The organism is Kitasatospora sp. NPDC057015, from assembly GCF_042673745.1.
Taxonomy (GTDB): domain Bacteria; phylum Actinomycetota; class Actinomycetes; order Streptomycetales; family Streptomycetaceae; genus Kitasatospora.
In genome coordinates, this window is record NZ_JBHUSG010000021.1 from 24,081 (window position 1) to 43,620 (window position 19,540).

General features: G+C 75.6%; 18 protein-coding genes. 7 read left to right on the top strand and 11 right to left on the bottom strand.

Translation table 11 applies throughout. The features are described 5' to 3' along the window. Positions 1-83: 83 nt before the first annotated feature. Positions 84-440: a hypothetical protein gene (locus ACFTWP_RS20725; RefSeq protein ID WP_380266078.1), complete on the bottom strand. Its 357-nt coding sequence runs from the start codon at positions 438-440 to the stop codon at positions 84-86. Positions 441-540: 100 nt separating this feature from the next. Continuing rightward, positions 541-1,107, bottom strand: a complete 567-nt coding sequence (locus ACFTWP_RS20730) for a TetR/AcrR family transcriptional regulator (RefSeq protein ID WP_380266079.1) — start codon at positions 1,105-1,107, stop codon at positions 541-543. Between the two features lie 255 nt (positions 1,108-1,362). Here ACFTWP_RS20730 and ACFTWP_RS20735 point away from each other — a divergent pair, with 255 nt between their 5' ends. Further along, positions 1,363-1,887: a hypothetical protein gene (locus ACFTWP_RS20735; RefSeq protein ID WP_380266080.1), complete on the top strand. Its 525-nt coding sequence runs from the start codon at positions 1,363-1,365 to the stop codon at positions 1,885-1,887. Positions 1,888-2,012: 125 nt separating this feature from the next. On the opposite strand, the gene ACFTWP_RS20740 is transcribed toward ACFTWP_RS20735, so the two are convergent. Both ACFTWP_RS20740 and ACFTWP_RS20745 read right to left on the bottom strand, forming a co-directional pair. Continuing rightward, positions 2,013-4,739 (bottom strand): DUF6493 family protein, encoded by a 2,727-nt coding sequence (locus tag ACFTWP_RS20740; RefSeq protein WP_380266081.1) that lies wholly within the window; start codon positions 4,737-4,739, stop codon positions 2,013-2,015. Continuing rightward, a complete protein-coding gene (locus tag ACFTWP_RS20745; protein ID WP_380266082.1) occupies positions 4,736-6,115 on the bottom strand; it encodes an SWIM zinc finger family protein in 1,380 nt (459 codons plus the stop codon). Before ACFTWP_RS20745 ends, ACFTWP_RS20740 begins: the two co-directional genes overlap by 4 nt. Positions 6,116-6,240: 125 nt before the next feature. Here ACFTWP_RS20745 and ACFTWP_RS20750 point away from each other — a divergent pair, with 125 nt between their 5' ends. Together ACFTWP_RS20750 and ACFTWP_RS20755 are read left to right on the top strand one after the other, a co-directional pair. Further along, complete coding sequence (locus tag ACFTWP_RS20750) at positions 6,241-7,149, top strand: acyl-CoA thioesterase (protein ID WP_380266084.1); 909 nt, start codon at positions 6,241-6,243, stop codon at positions 7,147-7,149. A 57-nt stretch (positions 7,150-7,206) separates the two neighbouring features. After that, on the top strand, positions 7,207-7,824 hold the full coding sequence (locus ACFTWP_RS20755) for a TetR/AcrR family transcriptional regulator (protein ID WP_380266085.1): 618 nt from the start codon (positions 7,207-7,209) through the stop codon (positions 7,822-7,824). Positions 7,825-7,988: 164 nt separating this feature from the next. Here ACFTWP_RS20755 and ACFTWP_RS20760 read toward each other — a convergent pair whose 3' ends face one another. The 3 genes from ACFTWP_RS20760 to ACFTWP_RS20770 all read right to left on the bottom strand — a co-directional run bounded on the left by ACFTWP_RS20760 (position 7,989) and on the right by ACFTWP_RS20770 (position 11,079). Further along, the gene (locus tag ACFTWP_RS20760) at positions 7,989-9,284 is read right to left on the bottom strand and encodes a peptidoglycan-binding protein (protein WP_380266086.1); all 1,296 of its coding nucleotides are present in this window, start codon (positions 9,282-9,284) and stop codon (positions 7,989-7,991) included. Between the two features lie 244 nt (positions 9,285-9,528). Continuing rightward, on the bottom strand, positions 9,529-10,488 hold the full coding sequence (locus tag ACFTWP_RS20765; protein WP_380266087.1) for a hypothetical protein: 960 nt from the start codon (positions 10,486-10,488) through the stop codon (positions 9,529-9,531). Positions 10,489-10,662: 174 nt separating this feature from the next. Next, on the bottom strand, positions 10,663-11,079 hold the full coding sequence (locus tag ACFTWP_RS20770; protein ID WP_380266088.1) for a hypothetical protein: 417 nt from the start codon (positions 11,077-11,079) through the stop codon (positions 10,663-10,665). 337 nt (positions 11,080-11,416) lie between these two features. Between ACFTWP_RS20770 and ACFTWP_RS20775 the strand changes: the two genes are divergently transcribed. Then, positions 11,417-12,484, top strand: a complete 1,068-nt coding sequence (locus ACFTWP_RS20775) for a DUF2690 domain-containing protein (protein ID WP_380266089.1) — start codon at positions 11,417-11,419, stop codon at positions 12,482-12,484. Positions 12,485-12,594: 110 nt separating this feature from the next. On the opposite strand, the gene ACFTWP_RS20780 is transcribed toward ACFTWP_RS20775, so the two are convergent. Beyond that, positions 12,595-13,401, bottom strand: coding sequence for a putative protein N(5)-glutamine methyltransferase (locus ACFTWP_RS20780; RefSeq protein ID WP_380266090.1), 807 nt, complete (start codon positions 13,399-13,401; stop codon positions 12,595-12,597). Positions 13,402-13,843: 442 nt separating this feature from the next. Between ACFTWP_RS20780 and ACFTWP_RS20785 the strand changes: the two genes are divergently transcribed. Next, positions 13,844-14,023, top strand: coding sequence for a hypothetical protein (locus tag ACFTWP_RS20785; protein ID WP_380266091.1), 180 nt, complete (start codon positions 13,844-13,846; stop codon positions 14,021-14,023). Between the two features lie 27 nt (positions 14,024-14,050). Here the strand turns inward: ACFTWP_RS20785 and ACFTWP_RS20790 are convergent, their stop codons facing one another. Continuing rightward, positions 14,051-16,051, bottom strand: a complete 2,001-nt coding sequence (locus tag ACFTWP_RS20790; RefSeq protein ID WP_380266092.1) for a DUF2398 family protein — start codon at positions 16,049-16,051, stop codon at positions 14,051-14,053. Between the two features lie 145 nt (positions 16,052-16,196). Between ACFTWP_RS20790 and ACFTWP_RS20795 the strand changes: the two genes are divergently transcribed. Both ACFTWP_RS20795 and ACFTWP_RS20800 read left to right on the top strand, forming a co-directional pair. After that, positions 16,197-17,057 carry a sterol desaturase family protein gene (locus ACFTWP_RS20795; protein ID WP_380266093.1) on the top strand — a complete coding sequence of 287 codons (861 nt, stop codon included), beginning with the start codon at positions 16,197-16,199 and terminating at the stop codon, positions 17,055-17,057. Beyond that, complete coding sequence (locus tag ACFTWP_RS20800) at positions 17,054-17,824, top strand: lysoplasmalogenase (protein WP_380266094.1); 771 nt, start codon at positions 17,054-17,056, stop codon at positions 17,822-17,824. Before ACFTWP_RS20795 ends, ACFTWP_RS20800 begins: the two co-directional genes overlap by 4 nt. A gap of 86 nt (positions 17,825-17,910) precedes the next feature. On the opposite strand, the gene ACFTWP_RS20805 is transcribed toward ACFTWP_RS20800, so the two are convergent. Together ACFTWP_RS20805 and ACFTWP_RS20810 are read right to left on the bottom strand one after the other, a co-directional pair. Next, complete coding sequence (locus ACFTWP_RS20805; protein WP_380266095.1) at positions 17,911-18,489, bottom strand: hypothetical protein; 579 nt, start codon at positions 18,487-18,489, stop codon at positions 17,911-17,913. A 162-nt stretch (positions 18,490-18,651) separates the two neighbouring features. Continuing rightward, on the bottom strand, positions 18,652-19,455 hold the full coding sequence (locus tag ACFTWP_RS20810) for an exodeoxyribonuclease III (RefSeq protein ID WP_380266096.1): 804 nt from the start codon (positions 19,453-19,455) through the stop codon (positions 18,652-18,654). Between the last annotated feature and the right edge of the window lie 85 nt (positions 19,456-19,540).

Below are 19,540 nucleotides of genomic sequence, written 5' to 3' on the forward strand. Positions count from 1 at the left end.
CCGCCCGGCCCGGGCGGGGGATCCGGGCGTCCGCGGTGCGGGGCGCGGCGGGACCGACTCGCGGCAGCCGGCCCGGCCGGCGCTCAGACCGGCCGCCTGGCCTGTTCGATCAGGTCCACGGCCGCGCGCGGGTCGGCCACCTCGATGATCAGGCGGGTGTAGGTCTCGTCGGCGAGTTCGATCACGATGGCGCCGGCCGGGTTCCGGACGTCCCAGAAGATCCGGTCGCCGTCGGAGCGGAAGGTCCCGGCGGTGATCACTCCGGGCACCTGCGTGCCCAGCAGTTTGAAGCCCTTGAAGCCGTGGACGATCCCGGGGTCGAAGGTGGCGCCCCGGACGTTGCCGAGCGGGATCTCGATCCGGCTCTTCAGCGCCCAGAGCCGGTGGCTCCCCTCCACCTCGACCACCAGGTTCCCGTCGGTGATGCTGACACGGGCCATCGAACGCTCCTCTTCTGCTGCTCGGGTCTGGTACTGCGTCTTTGGCCGGGCGGATCCGCCGCCGGCCGGTACTGCCAGGTGGGTGCTGCCCGGTGGGTGCTCAGCGCCGTGGGCCGGCGGCGGTGAGCCGGGCGGCGAGGTCGAGCACGGCTCCGGCGGGCGGCGGGGAGCCGGCGGCCCGGGCCCGCAGGCGCAGCCCGAGGACGGCGGCGCCGAGGACGTGGGCGAGGCCGCCGCCGTCCTCGGGGGACGGCGCTCCGGTCGCCGCGAACACCCGGTCGAAGGCCTCGTCCAGGGTGGTGAGCCCCTCGTCGACCAGGGCGGCGACCTCCGGGTCGGCCGGGGCCCGTTCGGCGGCGGCCAGCAGCAGGAACCCGGCCGCCGGGCCGCCGTCGAAGGCGGCGACGGCCAGGGTCAGCGCGCCGGCCAGGTCGGGGGCGGCGGCGACGGCCCGGGCCAGCGGCAGGACCTCCTGGTCGAGATGGCGGCGCAGGGCCGTCAGGTAGAGGCCGCGTTTGCTGCCGAACACCTTGTAGAGGCTCCCCCGGTGGACACCGAGCCCGGTGACCAGGTCGTCCACCGAGGTGCCCTCGTACCCCCTGGCGGCGAACAGCCCGGCCGCGGTCCGGACGGCCTCGTCCTCGTCGAAAGCGCGTGGTCTTCCCATGACGACGACCCTAGGAGTTAAGGAACGATCAGTCAAGAACGACCGTTCTCAAATCGTCCCGACCGTCCGGGTGCTGCTCGCCCGGCAGCCGAACGGACACCCGAACGGTCACCCGGACGGGCACCCGGGAGCGGCCCCGCCGACACGTGTCGTCCTCGGGCACCGGCCCCGCCGACGGCGCGACGCTCGGGTGGGCGTCGGGCGGACCGCCCCCCGTGCGACCGCCCCGGGAGCGGTGCTGGCATCGTGGGAAGCATGGGAGCAGCAGCAGCGACACCGGAGCCGGACGCCCCGACCCGGAGCGGCCCCACCGCTCTCGGCGAGGCGGCGTGCCGTTACCTGGCGAACGAGATCGGCCCGGAGGACCTGCCGATGATCGCCGCCGAGGCCCTCGCGGCCGGCCTGGACACCCCGACGCTGTGCGAGCTCGCCGGCCTGCCGCGCACCGCGGACCCCCACGACGTCCGGGAGGCCTTCCGGCAGGCCCTCGCCGAGTCCGGCATCGAGCCGCCCGATCCGGCTCTGGCACGGCGCCACGCCCTGAGCCGACTGGCGGCGAGACTCGTCGACGGCGAGATCGCCCCCACCGACCTGGCGACGGACGACTGGTGGGAGACGGAGGTCGAAACCGCCGAGGAGCGGGCGTTCGTGCTGCTGATCCCCCAGTGCGACTGCTGCCTCGACTACACGCTGGGAGTCGACCGGCGGACCTGGGCGGCCCAACTGCGGACCGCCGCGCTCGCCCTGACGGCGTCCGCGCCGATCCGCCCCGGCTGCTGACTCCGGTCCGCCGGCAGGCGCACCCCGGCACCCCAGCGGCCCGGCACCCCAGCGGCCCGGCACCCCGGCGGCCCGGCACTCCGGCGGCTCGGCACCCCCGACCGCTCGGCCTCGGCGGGCCGGCCTCACCCCTCCCCCAGCACCTCCCGCAGCGCCCGCGCCTCCCGGACCAGCCTGCTCGACCCGCCCCGTCCGGCCACCGCGGTGACCTCGGCGACGGCGCCGCGGGCGCCCGCCCGGCGCGCACAGTCCGCCGCCAGCGTCAGCAGCTCGCCGAGCCCCCGCGCGGGCTCCCCCGTCAGCAGCCCCGGCAGCGCACCGGCCAGCACCGTCCAGACCGTCCCGTACGCCCCGGTTCCGGCCGCCGCCGCCAGGGCCGGCGCCAGCCGGCTCGGCTTGACCGCGCCGACGGCGGCCAGCGCCGCCAGCTCGGTGCCCAGCAGCCCGCCGTCCAGGTCCCCGCGGGCGGCCAGCACGAGCAGCGCGTCCACGGCCGCCGTGCGGTCCTCCTCATGACGCGCCGCCAGCCCGTACCCTAGCGCCAGGTGCACCGCGACCCCGGCCGGGCCGCCGGCCTCGGCGAGGTGGGGCAGCAGCTGCGGGGCGCCCCGCTCGTCCCGGTCCGCGGCGCCGGCGAAGCCGTCCAGCAGGCGGGCGGCCAGCTCCTCCCGGTGGTGCGGGAGCGCGGCGAGCCAGTGCGGGGTCGGCACCCAGTTCCACTCGGCCTGGGTCCTGGCCCGCTGCACGCCCGGCCCGGTCGCGGCGAGCAGCTCCAGGCACTCCGCCACCAGCTGCTCGCCGGCCGGGCCCACGGGCACCCTCGGCCCGGGCTGGGCGACCTCGATCCGGACCAACCGCTCCCACCAGCGGTCGAGGAAGCGGAACACCGGCTCGCCGCCCCCGCCCGGCGCGAAGCGGACCCGCTCGGACGGCTGATCCGCCAGCCCGCCGTCGCGCAGCCAGGCGGCCGCCCACCGCCCGGCCGGGGAGACCAGCCGGCCGGCCGCGGCCAGCACCGCCCGGTCCTCGGTGGGGGCCACCCGAAGCAGGGCGCAGGAGAGGTCGGCCGACCCCGGTGCAACGCCCGCGGCCTCGTACTCGGTCAGCCGGGCCACCAGTTCGGCGGCGTCCAGCGCCCCGCTCACCTCCGTCGGCACCGCGAGCAGCAGCGGCGGCCGGGTCGCCGTCACCTGCCAGGCGGCCTCCTCCAGCCGGACCGCGAACCAGCGTCCGAAGGCGGTGTTGCCGGTGTGCGAGCGCAACGGGGAGCGGCTGCCCCGGACGCCGAGCCCGTCCCAGAGCCGATGCGGGGGGACGAGGCCGGCGACGGCCGCGGCGACGAACAGCACGTCCTGCGGGCCGCAGTCGCTCCACCGCCCCACGCCCGACCACGGGTGCACCCGCAGCACCGGCTGCAGGGCCTCGACCAGCGCCTCGCGGTCCCGGTGGGCGTGGCGGACCAGGCCGTCCAGGGTGCGCTCGAAGGCCGCCACGTCGGCCCCGCCGGCCAGTACCGCGGAGAGCTCCTCGGCCACCTCGGCCGGGGTGGCGAGCGGCGCGCCCAGCGGCTGCGGTCGCGGAGCGGGCGGCAGCAGGTCGGCCGGGGCGGCCTCCGGCGCCGCGAGGTCCGCGCCCAGCAGCCCGGCCGCCCTCGCGTGATGGACGGGGTTGAGGGCTCCGGCGGCCTCGCGCAGTTCCGGCAGGACGGCCGGGCCGGCCGCCGGGAGATGCCGGGCGACGATGTTCAGCGCGCGCTCCTGGAGCGCGGTGTCGGACTGCCCGAAGGCGCCGGCCGCCGCCAGCACCACCGGACCGGAGCGGGCCGGATCCCGCCGCGCCGCCCGGTCCAGCCAGCCCAGTTGGGCCCGGACCAGCTTCTTCTCGGTCCGGAAGAGCACCGCCTCGGAGGCCTCGCCGAGCAGCTCGGGCTCCACCAGCCCCCGCTCGTCCAGGTCGGCCAGCACCCGCTGGGCGTGGCCGGCCACCGAGGACAGCCCCGCCAGCATCGCCAGGTGGCTGCGGGCGTGGACGGCGTGCTCCTCGGGGCTCGGGGCGAGGGCCTCCAGCACGGCCAGGAAGGCCCGCTGGTCGGCCGGCTTCCCGCCGCGCAGCAGTCGGGCGGTGCAGCGTGCGATCAGATCGGCCCGGTCGAGCGCTCCGTCCCGGGCGAGGGCGGCCAGCGCCCCCGGCCAGCCGTCCTCGGGGGCCCGGTTCGGCTGCACGGCGAGGTCGCCCACGTCGGCGATCTCGAAGAGCCGCGGCAGCAGGACGGGCAGCAGGTCGTCCGCGCGCAGCAGGTCGAGCAGGGATCCCCGGCGCCGGTTTCCCCTCGCGCCCCAGGTGCGGTCGCGCAGCCAGCCCTCGACGAAGGTGTCCGAGGTCGGTACCGGGCAGCCGGAGGTGCGGACCAGCCGCTCGATCACCGGGTAGTCGTTCCAGCCCCAGGCCGCCGGCCGGCGGGCGGCGAGCCTGGCGACCACGGTGGCCTGCCAGTCGGCCGGCTGCTGCCCGATCACCGTGACCACCGCGGGTGTGTCCAGGCCGGTCCAGCCGGCCAGGTCGCCCGAGCCGATCCAGGTGGCGGCCGCCACCGGCGAGGTGTGGCAACCGGCGCCGGCCGCCTGCAGGGCCTCCCGGACGGGCCGGCTCCCGGTGGACCAGTCCGCGCGCACCTGCCGGCGCAGTTCCTTCAGCTCGGGCAGGCAGGCCCGGCGCTCGACCGGAGTCATGCCGGCCAGCAGCCCGGGGAGCAGCGAGGGCTTGCCCCCGCGGCAGGCGTCCAGCACCTTCTCGCCGGCGGTGCGGGTGTCCCGCAGGGCCACCTTGAGCCGCAACTCCTCGCCCCGGTTCACCGGACGGCCCCGGTCGCCGCCGCCGCGCGGGCCAGGCCGACGGCCAGCACGTGCTTGCAGGGCCCGCGCCCACCCCGGTACCTGGCCCACCAGAGGCAGGTGCAACTCGCCCGTCCCCTCTCGTCCGTCCGGACCCGCTGGAGGTGGTCGTCGACCGTCACGGTGGCGAGCGTCCCGCCCGGCTCCAGCCGGACGGCGCCGGCCGCGGCGAGCGCCCGGGCGGCGCGCAGCCGGGGGTTGTGCGCCTCGGCGCGACCCGAGTCGTAGGGCAGCTGCCGGTGGAAGTACGCGGCCTCGGCGGTGTCGTAGCCGATCTGTCCGGCGGTGCCGAGCCGGGTCAGCGCGGCCCGCACCCGGGCGACCGGCAGGCCGGACTGCTCGGCCAGGTCGGCCGGCTCGATCCGCGGCTCCCAGGCGAGCAGTTCGGCGATCCGGTCGGTGTCCCGCTCGTCACCGTCGGCCAGCGCGCCGAGCACGGCGCCCTCGCCGGAGAAGCCGCGGGAGGCGTCCGGCGAGAGCGTCAGGGTGAGGCGCATGCCGGGCAGCACCACCTCCCAGGCGGCGGCGGAGGCGTCCCGCACGCCGGCCGGGCCGTAGACCCGCAGGGCCCGCGCGTGGCGCAGCACCCGCTGCAGGGCGACCAGTCGCTCGGGGCCGGGCAGGCAGACGGCGCCGGGCACCGGGCGGCTGGTGGGGCGCAGCGTCCGCCCGGCCGGCACCACCCAGCGCGGGGGGCCGGAGCGTGCGCCGCCGGCGGCGCGGGGCAGGGCGCGCAGGAACGCCACCGCCTCGGCGGCCGGGAGTTCGGCGCGCAGGTCGAAGCCGGCGGCGACGACCTGGGTCTCGGCGAAGCCGCGCAGCCAGCGGTCCGGCAGCGGGACCTTGCGCTCGACGACGGGCCCCTCGAAGGTGGTGACCTCCAGGGCGTCCGGCCCGACGGCCAGGTGCAGCGGTTCGGCCGCGCCGATCCGGCCGAGTGCCTCCCGCAGCGGGATGTTGACGTCGACGTTGGTGGTGCCGTGGCCGATCTCGTCGCCGTCCAGGCCGTCGGCGAGCACGTCCAGCCGGGCGTAGACGCCGCCGCAGCCGGAGAAGGACTCGAAGCGCAGCCGGTCACCGTTGGCCGTGACGACCGGGTCGAGCGAGGCGCGCAGCTGCGGGCGGTGGTAGCGGGCGGCGGCCACGTCGGCGACGGCCAGCAGCGCGGCGGCGGCGGGCGCCGGGGCGGTGAGGAAGCCGTCGAAGAAGCGGGGGTGGGCGGCCTCCCCCGCCGGGGTGGCACCGCCGGAGGTCTCCAGGGCGAGGCGCCGGCCGGCGGGGTCCTCGCGAACGGCGGAGTGGCGGAGGTAGGCATACGCCTGTACGGCTTGCGTCATGGCCGGAACGCTAGGCGCAGGCTCTGACAGAGCGTCGGAGTAGAACGTGTTGCAGTGGCGCCGGGCGCCGGCCCGGGTAACCCACGTCACATCGCCGGCCGCCCCGCATCTGCCACTATGAACAGGTGAGCGACCCACATGAGCAGCAGACGCAGGCGCCCGGCGGCATCGGACCGTTCGCCGAGCTGCTGCGGATCGAAGAGCTGGACAAGAACCTGTTCCGTGGCCGGTGCCATGCGGGTGCGCCGATGCGCGCCTTCGGCGGCCAGGTCGCCGCGCAGGCGCTGACGGCCGCCGGACGCACCATCGGGCCCGAGCGGGCGGTGCACTCCCTGCACGGTTACTTCCTTCGGCCGGGCGACCCGACCAACCCGATCACCTACGAGGTGGACCGGGTCCGCGACGGGCTGTCCTACGCCACCCGCCGGGTGTCGGCGCTGCAGCGCGGCGAGGTGATCTTCACCCTCTCGGCGTCCTTCAAGCATCCCGAGGAGACCCCGAGCCGCCAGCGCACCATGCCGCCGGTGCCCGGGCCCGAGGAACTGCCGGACCCGTTCCTGTTCTGGGAGCAGTCGGACCCGGAGGACTATGCCCGGGCCGCCGGCTTCCGCACCCTGCAGATGCGCTTCATCCCGCCGGACGCCCCCGGCCTGCCGCCCGAAATCCCCGGCGTGCCACAGCAGTTCGTGTGGCTGCGGGCCGGCACCCCGCTCCCCGCGGACGACCAGCTGCTCCAGGTCTGCGCGCTCACCTACCTGTCGGACCTCACGCTCGCCTCGACGGCCACCCTGCACCTCCAGCCGCACCGCTTCCAGCGCAGCGAACCACCCGAGGTGATCATCGCCTCGCTGGACCACGCGATGTGGTTCCACCGCCCGGTGCGCGCCGACGAGTGGCTGCTGTTCGCCCAGCGCAGCCCCTCGTCCTCGGACGGACGGGGCCTGGCGCACGGGGAGTTCTACAACCGGGAGGGGCTGCTGGTCGCCTCCGCCGTCCAGGAGGCGCTGGTGCGCGACCGCCGCGGCCTGCGGTGACACCGGGGTCTCCACGCGTCATACTCCGGTAACGCCCCGGCCCGTATGATGGTGCGGGTGACCAAGGTTGACCTGTCACCACGGCCGGTGGAGGCGATGTCTCCACGTCAACTCGAACGCCGCGAGAGTCTGATCGCCGCTGCGCTGGCCCTGGTGAACGAGATCGGCGTCGAGCGGCTGCAGATGAAGCAGGTCTGCGAGCGGTCCGGAGTCGCCCTGGGTACGGCGTACCGCTACTTCTCCTCCAAGGACCACCTGCTGGCCGCCGCGATCGCCGAGTGGCACCGGCTGCTGCTGGCCGACCTGGTGGCGGAACTGCGGGGGCCGCGCGGCGGGCCGGGCACGACCGACCGGGTGGTGCGCTTCGTCCGGCACGGCATGCGGGCCTACCAGCGCCAGCCGCAGTTGGCCAGACTCCGGGTCGCCGTCGCGTCCTCCACCGATCCGTTCGCCAGCGAGGCGCTGCAGGGCATGGCCCGGGCCGACAACGCGGCCCTGCAGGCGGTGATGGCGGAGGTGCCGACCGCCGCCAGCGACCTCGTCCGACAGATCGTCGGCCATGCCTGGCAGGGCGAGCTGACGGCCTGGGTGACGGGCCGGACCACCCTCGGCGACGCCCGCCGCCGGCTGGAGGACGTGGTGCGGCTGGTGCTCGCCCCGTACGACACCCGGTGAACTCCCGGGCTCCCGGAACCCGCGCCGGCGGCGGGCGCTCCGGCCACCGGCGGTAGGCCGCGCCGGACCCGCCCAGGGAGGCCACCGGCGGGGACGGGCACGCGCGGAGACCCCGGTTCCGGACGCGGGGGCCGCGTCCGGAACCGGGGTGGCACCGAGGCCGATCAGGCTCCCGCGGGGGAGACGACGGCGTACGCGCCCCGGGCCGCCGGGGAGAAGTGGTGCCGGATCACCTGGTCGCTGGAGTTGCCCTCGATGGTGTCGACGGTGCCGTCCGCGTTGGCCTTCTCGATGATGCCCACGTGCACGCTGGTGCTGGTGTTCTGCGGACCGCTGCCGAACACGATCGCGTCACCGGGCTGCGGGTTGCTCAGACCGCTGTGCAGCGTGCCGTGGTTGCGGCCGTAGTAGTAGAAGTCCCCGCTGAAGGCGGTGCTGAAGTTGACGCCGGCCTGCCGCCAGGCCCAGCTGGCGAACAGGGCGCACCAGGCCTCGCACGGACCGTACGGGTTGCAGTTGTTGCCCCACTCGTGCACGCCGAGCTGGGAGCGGGCCGCCTGGACGATCTTGTCGCGGACGCTGCCGTCCAGCGGGGGAACGGTGGGGGTGCCGCCGCTCTCGCCGCCCGGGCTGCCGCCGCCGAGCTCGCGGGAGATGCCCATCGACGCCATGGTCTGCGGGCCGGCGACGCCGTCCACCTCCAGGCCGTGGGCGCTCTGGTAGGTCCGCACGGCGCCGGAGGTGGCCGGGCCGTAGTCGCCGTCGGCGGCCGTGCTCGCCTTGGCCTGGACCTGCTTCACCTTCGCGGTCAGCGCCGCGTTGGTCAGGGGGCCGGCGATGCCGTCGACCGACAGGTCGTTGTCGCTCTGGAACGAGAGCACCGCGTTCTTGGTGCCCGGGCCGTAGACGCCGTCCACGCCGCCGGCGCCGAGGTAGCCGAGGCCGACCAGGTTGCGCTGGAGCAGCCGGGTGTCGCCGCTGGTGCCGGTGCCGCTGGAGGTGATCCGGTCGATGTTCATCGCGCCCATGGTGAGCGGGCCGGCGATGCCGTCCACGCCCAGGTGGTGGGCGCTCTGATAGGTCCTGACCGCGCTGACGGTGCCCGGCCCGTAGTCGCCGTCGGCGGAGGTGCCCGCCTTGGCCTGGACGAGCTTCACCTTCGCGGTCAGCGCGGCCATCGTGTTCATGCCGGCGTCGCCGTCGACGGCCAGGCCGTTGTCGCGCTGGAAGTGCCGCACGGAGTCGGTGGTCTGCGGGCCGTAGACGCCGTCGACACCGCTGAGCGGGGCGTAGCTGAGCCCCGCCAGGTCACGCTGGAGCAGCCGCACGTCCACCGCGTGGGCGTGGCCCGCGCCGGGGCCGAGCAGCAGTCCGAACATGAGCACGGCCAGCGCGAGCGCCGCCGAGGTGAGGCGTGCGCCGGACGCCCGGGTGGGCGGACGGAGGATCGCTGTGGACACGGGGATCACACTTCCTTCTCTCCCGGGCGGGCCCGGGACGGGACGCACGGATCCGGCGCGGCGCGCCGGTCGGCGGCGCCGCGACCTGGCGGTGCGGGAGGGATGGTGCGGGAGGGATGGTGCGGGAGGGATGGTGCGGGAGGGATGGTGCGGGAGCGGGCCGGACGGGGACGGGCGGCCGCGCCCCGGGCCGGCTCGGGTGGGGTGGGGTGGGGTGGGGTGCCGGCTCAGGTGGGGTGCCGGGTCAGCCGCCGGCGGCGAGGACGGAACGGGCCAGTGCCGTCATGGCCTCGTTGCCGACCTTGACCGTCGTCAGCTCCTCCTGGTGACGGCGGATCAACTCGTCCTCGTAGGCCGCCTCGACCGTGAACCAGACGCCGACCACGTTGGCCCTGGCCTTGCAGTCCACGTCGGCGGTGGCGGTGGCGATCTCCTCGGCGGTCGCCGTGGGGGTGGCTCCCCAGCGCGCGTCCTTCAGGGCGTCGCCGGGGGTGGGGTAGTCGTAGCCCCGTTCCTTCATGCAGGCCGACCAGGCCTGGAAGGCCGCCAGGACCCGGGGATCGGCCTTCGAACGCTCGAAGCCCTCGAAGTTGAGCGCCACCGCGACGTCGGCGTCCCGCCCCGTTCCGCCCTTCGCGATCAACTGCCGCTGTGCGTCGGCGATGCAGCCGCCCGCCGGAAGCGCCTTGCCGTGGAACTCGGTGGCGAGGCCCGGGGCGGTCCTGCCGTCCGGCGCGAGACCGTTGCCGAGGACGGTGCGGACGTCCGGATCGACCGTGGGGGCACCGGCCGGCTTGCGACCGGCGGCCGGGTCGGGCGAGTGGTAGCCGTTGGCGGCGACGTCCGCCGGATCCACCGGGTCGTAGCGGTGGGTGGTCTGCGTCTCGGGCGCCGCCCCCGAGCCGGGCGGCCGGGCGTACTCCAGCCCGAACCCCCGCACGCAACGGGCGGTCAGCACGTCCTGCGCCGCGTCGTAGGTGCGGAACTGCTCCCCCGTGAGCAGGTAGGACTCGACCGGCAGCCGCCGGTCGTCCACCCGGGTCAGCCGGGGAACCTCACCGACCGGAGGGGGATCCATCGGGGCCAGGGTCGCGAACGGGCGGGCCTGCGGGGCGGCGGGGCCCGTGGCGCACCCGGAGGTCACGAGGGCGATGGTGATCAGCGACAGGGCCGGCGCCCAGCGGGCACGGCGGGGGGACGTCATGGCGAAGCTCCTTGAGCGCCGGCTCGGCGGGTCGAGCGGCGACCGCGACGGGTCGTGACGGGGCCGGAGTGCGGCAGGGCGGGGCCGGAGTGCGGCAGGGCCGGGTCGTGGCAGGGCCGGGGTGCCGCGCCGCCCGCGGTCGGCGCGGACGGCGCGGCACCGGTCGTCACCCGGTCAGCGGGCTTCCCAGCTCTGGGAGTGGTTGTTGTTGCGCATGTTCACCGAGCCGCCGTTCCACGGCACCGCGCCCAGGTTCGCCCAGCTGTCGTGCGGGATGAACTGGTTGGGGCCGGAGTTGCGGACGCTGTACTCGCGGTAGTGGACCCGGAGGTTGAAGTTCGAGTCCATGTTCCGGACCGAGGCCGCGTTGTTCATCACGGCCTGGCCGTTGCCGGCGCCGCCCCCGCCGAACACGCCGTCGTAGTTGCCGTACTCGCCCTTGCCGAACTTCGCACCGGACAGGCCCGGGCTGTAGTAGACGCAGGCGTCACCGGAGACGCAGCCTCCGCTGCTCGCGAGGGCCGGAGTGGCGGTGCCGAGAAGCACCGTCCCGAGGGTCGCCGCAGCCAGAACGGCGGCTGCCTTCTTCATGTTCATTGCCATGCCTTTCGGTTCGCAATTCGGAGTCGTCCGCCTTTGTCGGAAAGGCACGAAGACTCCGGTGCCATTTGCCGGACCGTTCCCTGCCCGACAGCGACAACTCTGGCCCGGCGGTGAAGCGGAGATCGAGGGGGATCGGGTTCTTTGAGACTTCGCGGAACGTCTCAAGCCTCTGATCTGTATGTTGAGACGCAGGCCCGCCGATCCTGAGACGGACGGACTATGCAGGTGGGCAACAGTTTTGACGGAGTGTCAGAATCCGCTTTCCGATTTCGACTGGAGTGTGCCATTCCCCATGAATTCCACATGGCGACCGCTTCCCGACGAGATGTCCGAATCGACGCGTTTGCTCGTCGAGCACCTCAGGGACATCAAGGACACACAGGGCTGGTCACTCGCCGAGACGGCCCGGCGGACGCATTTCAGCAAGGCCTCCTGGGAGCGCTGGCTCAACGGAAAACGGCTGATAACCCGGCAGGCGCTGGACAGTCTCCTGAAGGCCTCCGGAGCGGATTCCGCGGCACTCACCGCGCTGTTCGAGAATGCCCTCGCCGACGAGCCCACCTCCGCGCCGCCGGAGCCCGCGGGCGCGGTCCCGGCCGAGCCGGCCGAGGGGGAGACCGTCGCTGCACCGGCGGCGCAGGACCCGGCGGCGCAGGACCCGACGAGAGCTCCGGCCGAGGCCACGGCGGCTCGGGAGACCGCGGCGGCCGGAGCGGTCGACCTCCCGAAGCCACCGAAGCCCATCGGCGAGGCGGACAGCCCCGGGACGGCGGCCCGGCGGACCGAACGCGGTAGCCGCCGCCGGCTGCGGATCGCCTTGGTCGCCGCCCTCGCCACGGCCGCTCTCGCCCTCACCGCCCTGCTGTGGAAGACGCCGCCGTGGCAGACGTCGGCCGGGCACGGCCCAACCCCGACGGCCACCAACGGCCACTCGGCACCGGGCGTGGCGCCGCCCTGCCAGGGGGTCGGCTGCGTCGGCAAGGACCCGCAGGGCAGCGGCTGCGCCGTCGACGCCCGGACCCTGCTGACCGCCAACGTCGGTGAACGGATCATCTACCTCCGCTACAGCCAGCGATGTCTGGCCGCATGGGCGGGCATCAAGCAGGGGGCGCCGAAGGACACGGCGACCATCACCACCAACAGCGGCCAACAGCAGACCGCGGAGATCCACTGGGGGTACGACAACTACTCGGCGATGGTCGACGCCAGCAGCTCGGACACCACCCTGCAGGTCTGCGGGGTCCAGCCGGCCGGCCGCGGCTGCACCGGCGTCTACAACGACCCGGCCCACCAGCCCTGGCCGGCCCCGACGGACACCACCACCCCGTCCGGGGGCAGCACTCCCCCGCCGGCGAACCCACCGGCGGCGCCGTCGGACGTCCCGACGGGCTGACGGTCCGACGGCCCCGGCGACCGAGCCGGGTCGGTTCGGATCAGGTCAGGTCGGGCCGCCCGGCAGCAATCGGACGGCCGGCTGCCGGGCCCGACCCGCCGGACCGCGGCCTACCCGAGCGGCCTGGTCCCGGTCAGCACCACGGCGTAGCGCTCCTCGCACTCGGCCACCTCCGGCACCAGTCCGGCGTCCTCCACCGTGCGCAGCGCCCCGGGCACCTGACGCTCGCTCGTCTCGAACAGCAGGTGGCCGCCCGGTGCGAGCCAGTGCGTGGCCCCGGCCGTCACCCTGCGCAGCACGTCGAGGCCGTCGGCGCCGCCGTCGAGCGCCACCCGGGCCTCGTGCAGGCGGGCCTCGGCGGGCAGCAGCTCCACCTCCCCGGTGGGCACGTACGGCACGTTGGCGAGCAGGACGTCGACGCGCCCGCGCAGGGCGGTCGGCAGCGGGTCGAAGAGGTCGCCCCGATAGGCCCGCCCGCCGGCCGCCGCGATGTTCCGCCGGGCGCAGCGCACGGCGGCGGGGTCGATGTCGGCGGCGTGCAGGTCGACGCCGCCGACGGCGGCGGCCAGGGCGGCGCCCAGGGCGCCGGATCCGCAGCACAGGTCGACCACGACGGCGCCCGGCCCGGTGAGCGCGACGGCCCGTTCGACCAGGAACTCGGTGCGGCGGCGGGGGACGAACACACCGCTGTCCACGGCGATCCGCAGGCCGCAGAACTCGGCCCAGCCGATGACGTGTTCGAGCGGGAGTCCGGCGGCCCGGCGCTCCACCATGACGGTGAGTTCGGCCGGGGTGGCCGCGGCGGCGGCGAGCAGCTGGGCCTCGTCCTCGGCGAAGACGCAACCGGCGGCGCGGAGCCGGGTGACGAGGGCGGAGAAGGGCGGAAACGAGGGGGGAAGCGAGGGGGTAAGCGACATCAGAAACCTTTCGGGACGCCGTAGGGCGCTCCCGCGGTCACCTATGTCGGGCGGACCGCGCGGTCGCGTAGAGGGAGCACCCGACCTGACACAGCGGTAATGGGTCCCACCTCCTCGGTCCGTTCGCTCCGCGGATCGGAGCACGCGCCGGGGTCGCACCCGGCTGCCGCCACAGTACCCGATCGCCGGTGGCGGCAGGCCGTACTCGGCCATCCCGGCAGGCGGGCTCTCCCCCGGCGGTACGGTCCACCGGGGCCACCGGTCCGCCGGGTCCACCGGGTCCGCCGGCCCCTCGACCCGCCCACAACGGGCGTCCCTCGCCGGCCACGACCGGGCCGGACGCCCGCCCTCCGGGTGACCGCCCTACACCGTCGTCCGTCCCCCGTCCAGACTTCATCCGCCTGTAGTCATGGTTTAACGCTCCGCTGGAATGCTTTCTGACATGAACGCCCAGCCTCCGTCCGCCTCCCAGGACCAGCGCTTCCCGCTGCCCAAGCGCCACCGCCGCTTCCTCGCCTGCGCGGCGGTCGCCGCGTCGATGGCGCTCGGCACCCTGGGGGTCGGCGCCACCGTCGAGACCGTCCAGCACGGGTCCGTCGCGGCGGCCACCGCCGCCCGCTGACCCCGGCCGGCGAACGAACGGGCCCGGTCAGGCGGGCAGTCCCTGCTGCCGTCCGGCGCGACCGCGGGGCGGCGGGACGACGGTGTCCGCCCGCTCGGCCGGGTACGGCCGATCCGTTCCCCCGGCCGCGCCGCCCGGCTGGTCCTCCCGACGCGACGGACCGGCCGCCGGCTCCGCGCCGACCGCGTGCTCCCGACCGCCCGGACGAGGATGCCCCCCGCCCTCGCCGGCACCGTCCCCCTCCGCCGGCACGGCGCCCTCGCCGTGCGCCCGGCGGGAGTGCCGGCCGGTGCCGGGGGCGGGCAGCAGCTCGGCCTCGGGGGCGTAGCGGGCCGCGGGGGCGCGCAGCAGCCAGCCCGGCGGGTAGGTGCCGCGCGGGGTCGGCGCGATCAGGCCCATCCGGGCCAGCAGGTCGAGGGCGTCGCGGCGCAGCGCCGTCCGGTCCTCCAGGTAGTCGCGGCGCCAGCCGGCGCGCTGGCCGAACTCGTCCGCGATGTCCCCCAGCGCCCCGTCGATCAGGGCGTCGGGTATCGGCACCGCCGGCGCCGTGGGCTCGCCGGGCAGCGGTCGCAGCTCCTCCACCAGGCGTTCGACCAGGAGCAGGGCGGCCCGGGCGAGGGTGCCGGTGCCGGAGAAGGCGAGGTCGGTGAGTTCGTCGGCGGGGTCGAGCAGGGCGATGCCCTCGGTCCGCAGCTCGGCCTCCAGGCCGAGGAAGTCGGCGAAGGTCTCGGCCACGGTGTGCCGGTGCTCGGCCAGCCAGGCCCGCTCGGGCGCCGCGAGGTCGTCGAGCAGGACGACGGGGGTTTCGGCCAGCCGGCGCCGTGCCCGGGTGCCCGGGTCCGCCTCGGCGGCCCGGCGGACGAGGTCCCCGGCGTCGGCGGCGAGCGCGGGCGGCCCGGCCGGCAGGGCGCGGGCCAGCTCCCGGTCGACGGTCAGTTCGGTGGTGGGGTCGAGGGTGTCGAGCCCGCTGCCGCTGGCGCTGAGCACCTGCCAGTCGGTCAGGACGCGCAGCGCGCCGCCGAGCTCGGCGGCCGGACCGGGCCCGAGGCCCGCGGCCGGCACCGGCGAGGCAGCCCGGACGGCCGCGACCAGCCGCCCGAGCGGCAGCCGCTCGGGGGCGTCGACCAGGACGGCCAGGGCGACCGCGAGCTGGGTGTACTCACCGGGGGTGAACGGCGTGCCGCTGCCGGGGTGCTCCAGGCGGCGGGCACCGCCCGGGCCGAGCCCGGCCTTGCCGAGACGGGCGTGCCGGGGGCCGACCACCAGCCGGTAGCCGAGCAGGGTGTCGAAACGTTCCGCCAGCCAGTCGCGGTGACGGTGGATCAACGGGAAGCCCTCGCCGTGCGGGCCGGCCGCGGTGATCAGCGGGTGGGCGAGCAGCAGCCGGGCGGCGATCCGGCGCTCGGCGGCGGCCGAGCGCTCCTGCGGCCCGACGGGGGCCGGGGCGGGCTCGGGCCTGCGGTGCCGGCCCCGCCGGCCGCCCGCGCCCCGGGCCGGCCCGGCCGCGATCTCGGCCACCGGCGCGGCCTCGGCACCGCGGCGGGCCCGGCGCAGCCCGGGCAGCGGCCGGCTCTCGCGGACGAGCAGGGCGGCGGCGGGGTGCGCGCTCGGGCCGTGCCACCAGCTGACGGCCTCGCCCGCGTCGGCGCCCCGGGTACCGGTGGCGTGGCCGGCGGCTCCGGTGGCCGGGCCGAGCGCGGCCCGGCCGGGGCGGGCCCCGAAGTGGCGGGCGGCGTAGAGGCCGAAGGCGGCGGTGAACAGGTCGTGGGCGGCCTCGTCGGAGGCCCGGGCGAACCAGCCGGCCAGGCGCAGCAGCCCGGGGTCGGGGGTGCCGTCGGGGCCCTCGGCGGCGACCGCCGACCGGGCGCCGTACTCCTCGCCGGCCGGCCCGCCGGGTACGCCGTCAGGGCGGTTGCCGCGCATGGCTGCGCCGGCGTCGGTGGTGCTCCGCCCCGCCCCGCCCGCGCGCCCGTCCGACGTGCCACCGGGCACCCGTACGGTGCCGGTCGCGTACTCCTGCTGCTCCATGTCGTGGACCAGATTAGTCGGTGGGCAGGACCCCCGGTGGCAGCAACCGGGTTGCCCGGCGAATTGGCCGAGCACCGCCCCCGGGGGCTACGCACCGGTAACAACCTCTTCCGCAGGGCGCCCGGCGTCGCCTATCGTGCCGGACATGCCGAACCTGCCCAACGTGGTGCTGTGGTCGATACCCGCCTTCGTGCTGCTCACCGTCCTGGAGATCGTCTCGTACCGGTTCCACCCGGACGACGACGAACAGGGCTACAGTCCGCGGGACACCGCGACCAGCCTCACCATGGGCATCGGCAGCCTGGTCTTCGACGCGCTGTGGAAGATCCCGATCGTGGCGATCTACGCGGCGCTGTACGAGCTGACGCCGCTTCGGGTGCCCGTCCTGTGGTGGACGGTGCCGCTGATGCTGCTGGCACAGGACTTCTTCTACTACTGGTCGCACCGCGGCCACCACGTGATCCGGATCCTGTGGGCCTGCCACGTGGTGCACCACTCCAGCAAGCACTACAACCTCTCCACGGCGCTGCGCCAGCCCTGGACCAGCGCCACCACCTGGGTCTTCTACGTCCCGATGATCCTGGCCGGCGTGCACCCCGCCGCCCTCGCGTTCTGCTCCTCGGCCAACCTGGTGTACCAGTTCTGGATCCACACCGAGCGGATCGACCGGCTGCCGCGCCCGGTGGAGTTCGTCTTCAACACGCCGTCCCACCACCGGGTGCACCACGCCTCGCAGGGCGGGTACCTGGACCGCAACTTCGGCGGCATCCTGATCGTCTTCGACCGGCTGTTCGGTTCGTTCACGGCCGAGACCGCCCGGCCCGTCTACGGGCTGACGAAGAATCTGGACACCTTCAACCCCCTGCGGGTCGCCACCCACGAGTACGCCTCGATCGCCCGCGACCTGGCCGCCGCCGACAACTGGCGGGACCGCCTGCGCCACCTCACCAAGGGCCCCGGCTGGCAGCCGATGCGCCCCGACCGCCCGGAGGGCAACGCCGCATGAGCCTCAGCAGCACCACCCGCGCCGCCCTCGGCGGGCGCCTGCGCGCCGCCCGGGGCCTGCTCACCGGCTTCGCCGCCACCTCGGCCGCCCACCTGGGCGCCATCCTCACCGACAGCCCGGGGCTGCAGCACGCCACCAAGCCGGCCCTGATGCCGCTGCTGGCCGCGCACACCCTGGCCGGCGCCGAGCGCGCACCCCGACTGCTGGCGCCGGCCCTGCTGCTGAGCGCCGGGGGCGACATCCTGCTGCAGGTCGGCGGCGACACCGCGTTCCTGGCCGGCATGGGCTCGTTCGCGGCGGCGCACGTCTGCTACGTCACGATGTTCGTACGGCGCGGCGCGCTGGACGACCGCCGCCGGACGGCCCTGGTCGCGGCGGCCTACGCGACGGCCTGGGCGGTCATGGTCACCAGCCTCTGGCCGGGCCTCGGCGACCTGCGGATCCCGGTGGCCGTCTACAGCCTGCTGCTCACCTCCACCGCCGTCACCTCGGCCCGGCTGGGCTGGCGGACCGGCCTCGGCGGAGCCTTGTTCCTGCTCTCCGACACCCTGATCGCCACCCAGCTGGCCAAGTGGCGGGAGCTGCCCGGCCACGAGTTCTGGATCATGGCGACCTACATCGCGGCGCAGTACCTGCTGGCCAGCGGGACGCTCGCGGCCCACCGGCAGGACGACGACGCGCCGGACCGGGGCGACCGGTCGGACGGCGCGGGCGAGCCGGGACGCGAGCCGCTCGCGGGGCAGCAGCCGCGGCCGGCCACGGCCTGACGCGCGGCCCGACGCACGACCGCGTCCCCGGACCGGGTCGGTCCGGGGACGCGGGCACGCGGGCGAGCGGGGCGCCGGCGACCGCCTCAGGCGGACCCGGACCCGGAGCGGCGGCGCAGCAGCAGGAAGCCGCCCACCCCGCCCGCCACCAGGGCCGCCCCGCCGGCCAGCTCGGCCGGGTTGCTGCCCACCGAGCCGCCCAGTCCGGTGTTCACCGAGCCGTGCGGCTCCTCGACCAGCCCGCCGTGGCCGCCCTCGGAGGTGAGCCAGTCGGTCACCGCCTCGCTGGCCGCGTGCGTCGGCGTGGTGCTGGTCACCGTGGTGACCGTGACCGTGGTGGAGAAGGTGGCGCCGTCCGGGCACTTCCCGTCGACCTTGGCGTCACCGCCGGGCTTGTTCGCCAGCTTGGCCGAGCCGGTGTGCCGCCCGTCGGACCCGAGCGTGAGGGTGACCGGGCCGCCCTCGAAGGCCGCGGACTCGGCGGTGATGGTCTTGGTGGTGCTCTTCTCGCAGGACACGGTGACGGTGACGCTCTGACCGGGCGCCGCCTGGGACGGGCTGACCGATGCGCGGTCGGCGTCCTTGGCCAGCGCCGCCGGGGCCGCGAGGGCGAGCATCAGGGTGGCACCTGTCAGAGCTGCGGCGGCCGTACGCGTGGGGCGCATACCGGAACCTCCAGGATTCTCGGGCGCAGTCGGGGACTCCTGTGTCCACGTGAACGGACAACTACACCCAGTCACCCCACACGGTAGGCAGCGGGCCCGGCGGCGGCCACCGCACGGGACCGTTCGGGGGCCGCCGCACCCTCCGTGACCTGCTGGTCGGCCTCAGAGGTCGAGGTCCACCACGACCGGCGCGTGGTCGGAGGTGCCCTTGCCCTTGCGCGCCTCGCGGTCGACGTAACTGTCCGTCACGGCGTCCGCGAACGGCTTGTTGCCGTAGGTCAGGTCGATCCGCATGCCGCGGTTCTTGGGGAAGGCCAGCTGGCGGTAGTCCCAGTAGGTGTAGGGGCGGTCGTACTTCAGCGCGCGCGGTACGACGTCGTGCAGGCCCGCCTCGCGCAGGTTGCCGAGGCTGGCGCGCTCCGGCGGGGTGACGTGGGTCAGCCCGGCGAAGGCCGCCACGTCGTAGACGTCCTCGTCGGTGGGGGCGATGTTGAAGTCCCCGAGGACGGCGAACGGGCGGGAGCCGGCCGCGTCCTCGATGACCGCCCGACGCAGCGTCTCCAGCCAGTCGAGCTTGTAGCGGTAGTGCGCGTGGTCGACCTCGCGGCCGTTGGGCACGTAGACCGACCAGACCCGCACCGGGCCGCAGGTGGCGGCGATCGCCCGGGGCTCCACGTCGGCGAGCAGGGCGTCGTCGGCCAGGTAGCCGGGCTGCTCCGGCAGGCCCCGCACGACCTCGTCCAGGCCGATCCGGGAGAGGATCGCGACGCCGTTCCAGCGGCCGGTGCCGTGGGCGGCCGTGTCGTAGCCGAGCTCCTTGACCGCCTCGTGCGGGAAGGCCTCGGTGGAGCACTTCAGCTCCTGCAGGCAGAGCACATCGGGCTTGGCGCTCTCCAGCCACTCCAGCAGCTTGGGCAGCCGTGCGGTGACGGAGTTGATGTTCCAGGTGGCGATGCGGACGGTCACGGCGGGCGGCCTTCCCGGGTGGGGCGGACAGAGGCCCGGGCGCGGGGCCCGGGCGGGGCGGGCGCCGCTGCGGACGCCCACCCCG

What these genes read in the sequence shown, in the direction of transcription:
- ACFTWP_RS20785 (WP_380266091.1), top strand. Translation starts at nt 13,844, where the DNA reads ATGAACGCCCAGCCTCCGTCCGCCTCCCAGGACCAGCGCTTCCCGCTG.
- ACFTWP_RS20795 (WP_380266093.1), top strand. Translation starts at nt 16,197, where the DNA reads ATGCCGAACCTGCCCAACGTGGTGCTGTGGTCGATACCCGCCTTCGTG.
- ACFTWP_RS20745 (WP_380266082.1), bottom strand. Translation starts at nt 6,115, where the DNA reads ATGACGCAAGCCGTACAGGCGTATGCCTACCTCCGCCACTCCGCCGTT.
- ACFTWP_RS20800 (WP_380266094.1), top strand. Translation starts at nt 17,054, where the DNA reads ATGAGCCTCAGCAGCACCACCCGCGCCGCCCTCGGCGGGCGCCTGCGC.
- ACFTWP_RS20730 (WP_380266079.1), bottom strand. Translation starts at nt 1,107, where the DNA reads ATGGGAAGACCACGCGCTTTCGACGAGGACGAGGCCGTCCGGACCGCG.
- ACFTWP_RS20780 (WP_380266090.1), bottom strand. Translation starts at nt 13,401, where the DNA reads ATGTCGCTTACCCCCTCGCTTCCCCCCTCGTTTCCGCCCTTCTCCGCC.
- ACFTWP_RS20725 (WP_380266078.1), bottom strand. Translation starts at nt 440, where the DNA reads ATGGCCCGTGTCAGCATCACCGACGGGAACCTGGTGGTCGAGGTGGAG.
- ACFTWP_RS20790 (WP_380266092.1), bottom strand. Translation starts at nt 16,051, where the DNA reads ATGGAGCAGCAGGAGTACGCGACCGGCACCGTACGGGTGCCCGGTGGC.
- ACFTWP_RS20805 (WP_380266095.1), bottom strand. Translation starts at nt 18,489, where the DNA reads ATGCGCCCCACGCGTACGGCCGCCGCAGCTCTGACAGGTGCCACCCTG.
- ACFTWP_RS20765 (WP_380266087.1), bottom strand. Translation starts at nt 10,488, where the DNA reads ATGACGTCCCCCCGCCGTGCCCGCTGGGCGCCGGCCCTGTCGCTGATC.
- ACFTWP_RS20735 (WP_380266080.1), top strand. Translation starts at nt 1,363, where the DNA reads ATGGGAGCAGCAGCAGCGACACCGGAGCCGGACGCCCCGACCCGGAGC.
- ACFTWP_RS20775 (WP_380266089.1), top strand. Translation starts at nt 11,417, where the DNA reads ATGTCCGAATCGACGCGTTTGCTCGTCGAGCACCTCAGGGACATCAAG.
- ACFTWP_RS20770 (WP_380266088.1), bottom strand. Translation starts at nt 11,079, where the DNA reads ATGAAGAAGGCAGCCGCCGTTCTGGCTGCGGCGACCCTCGGGACGGTG.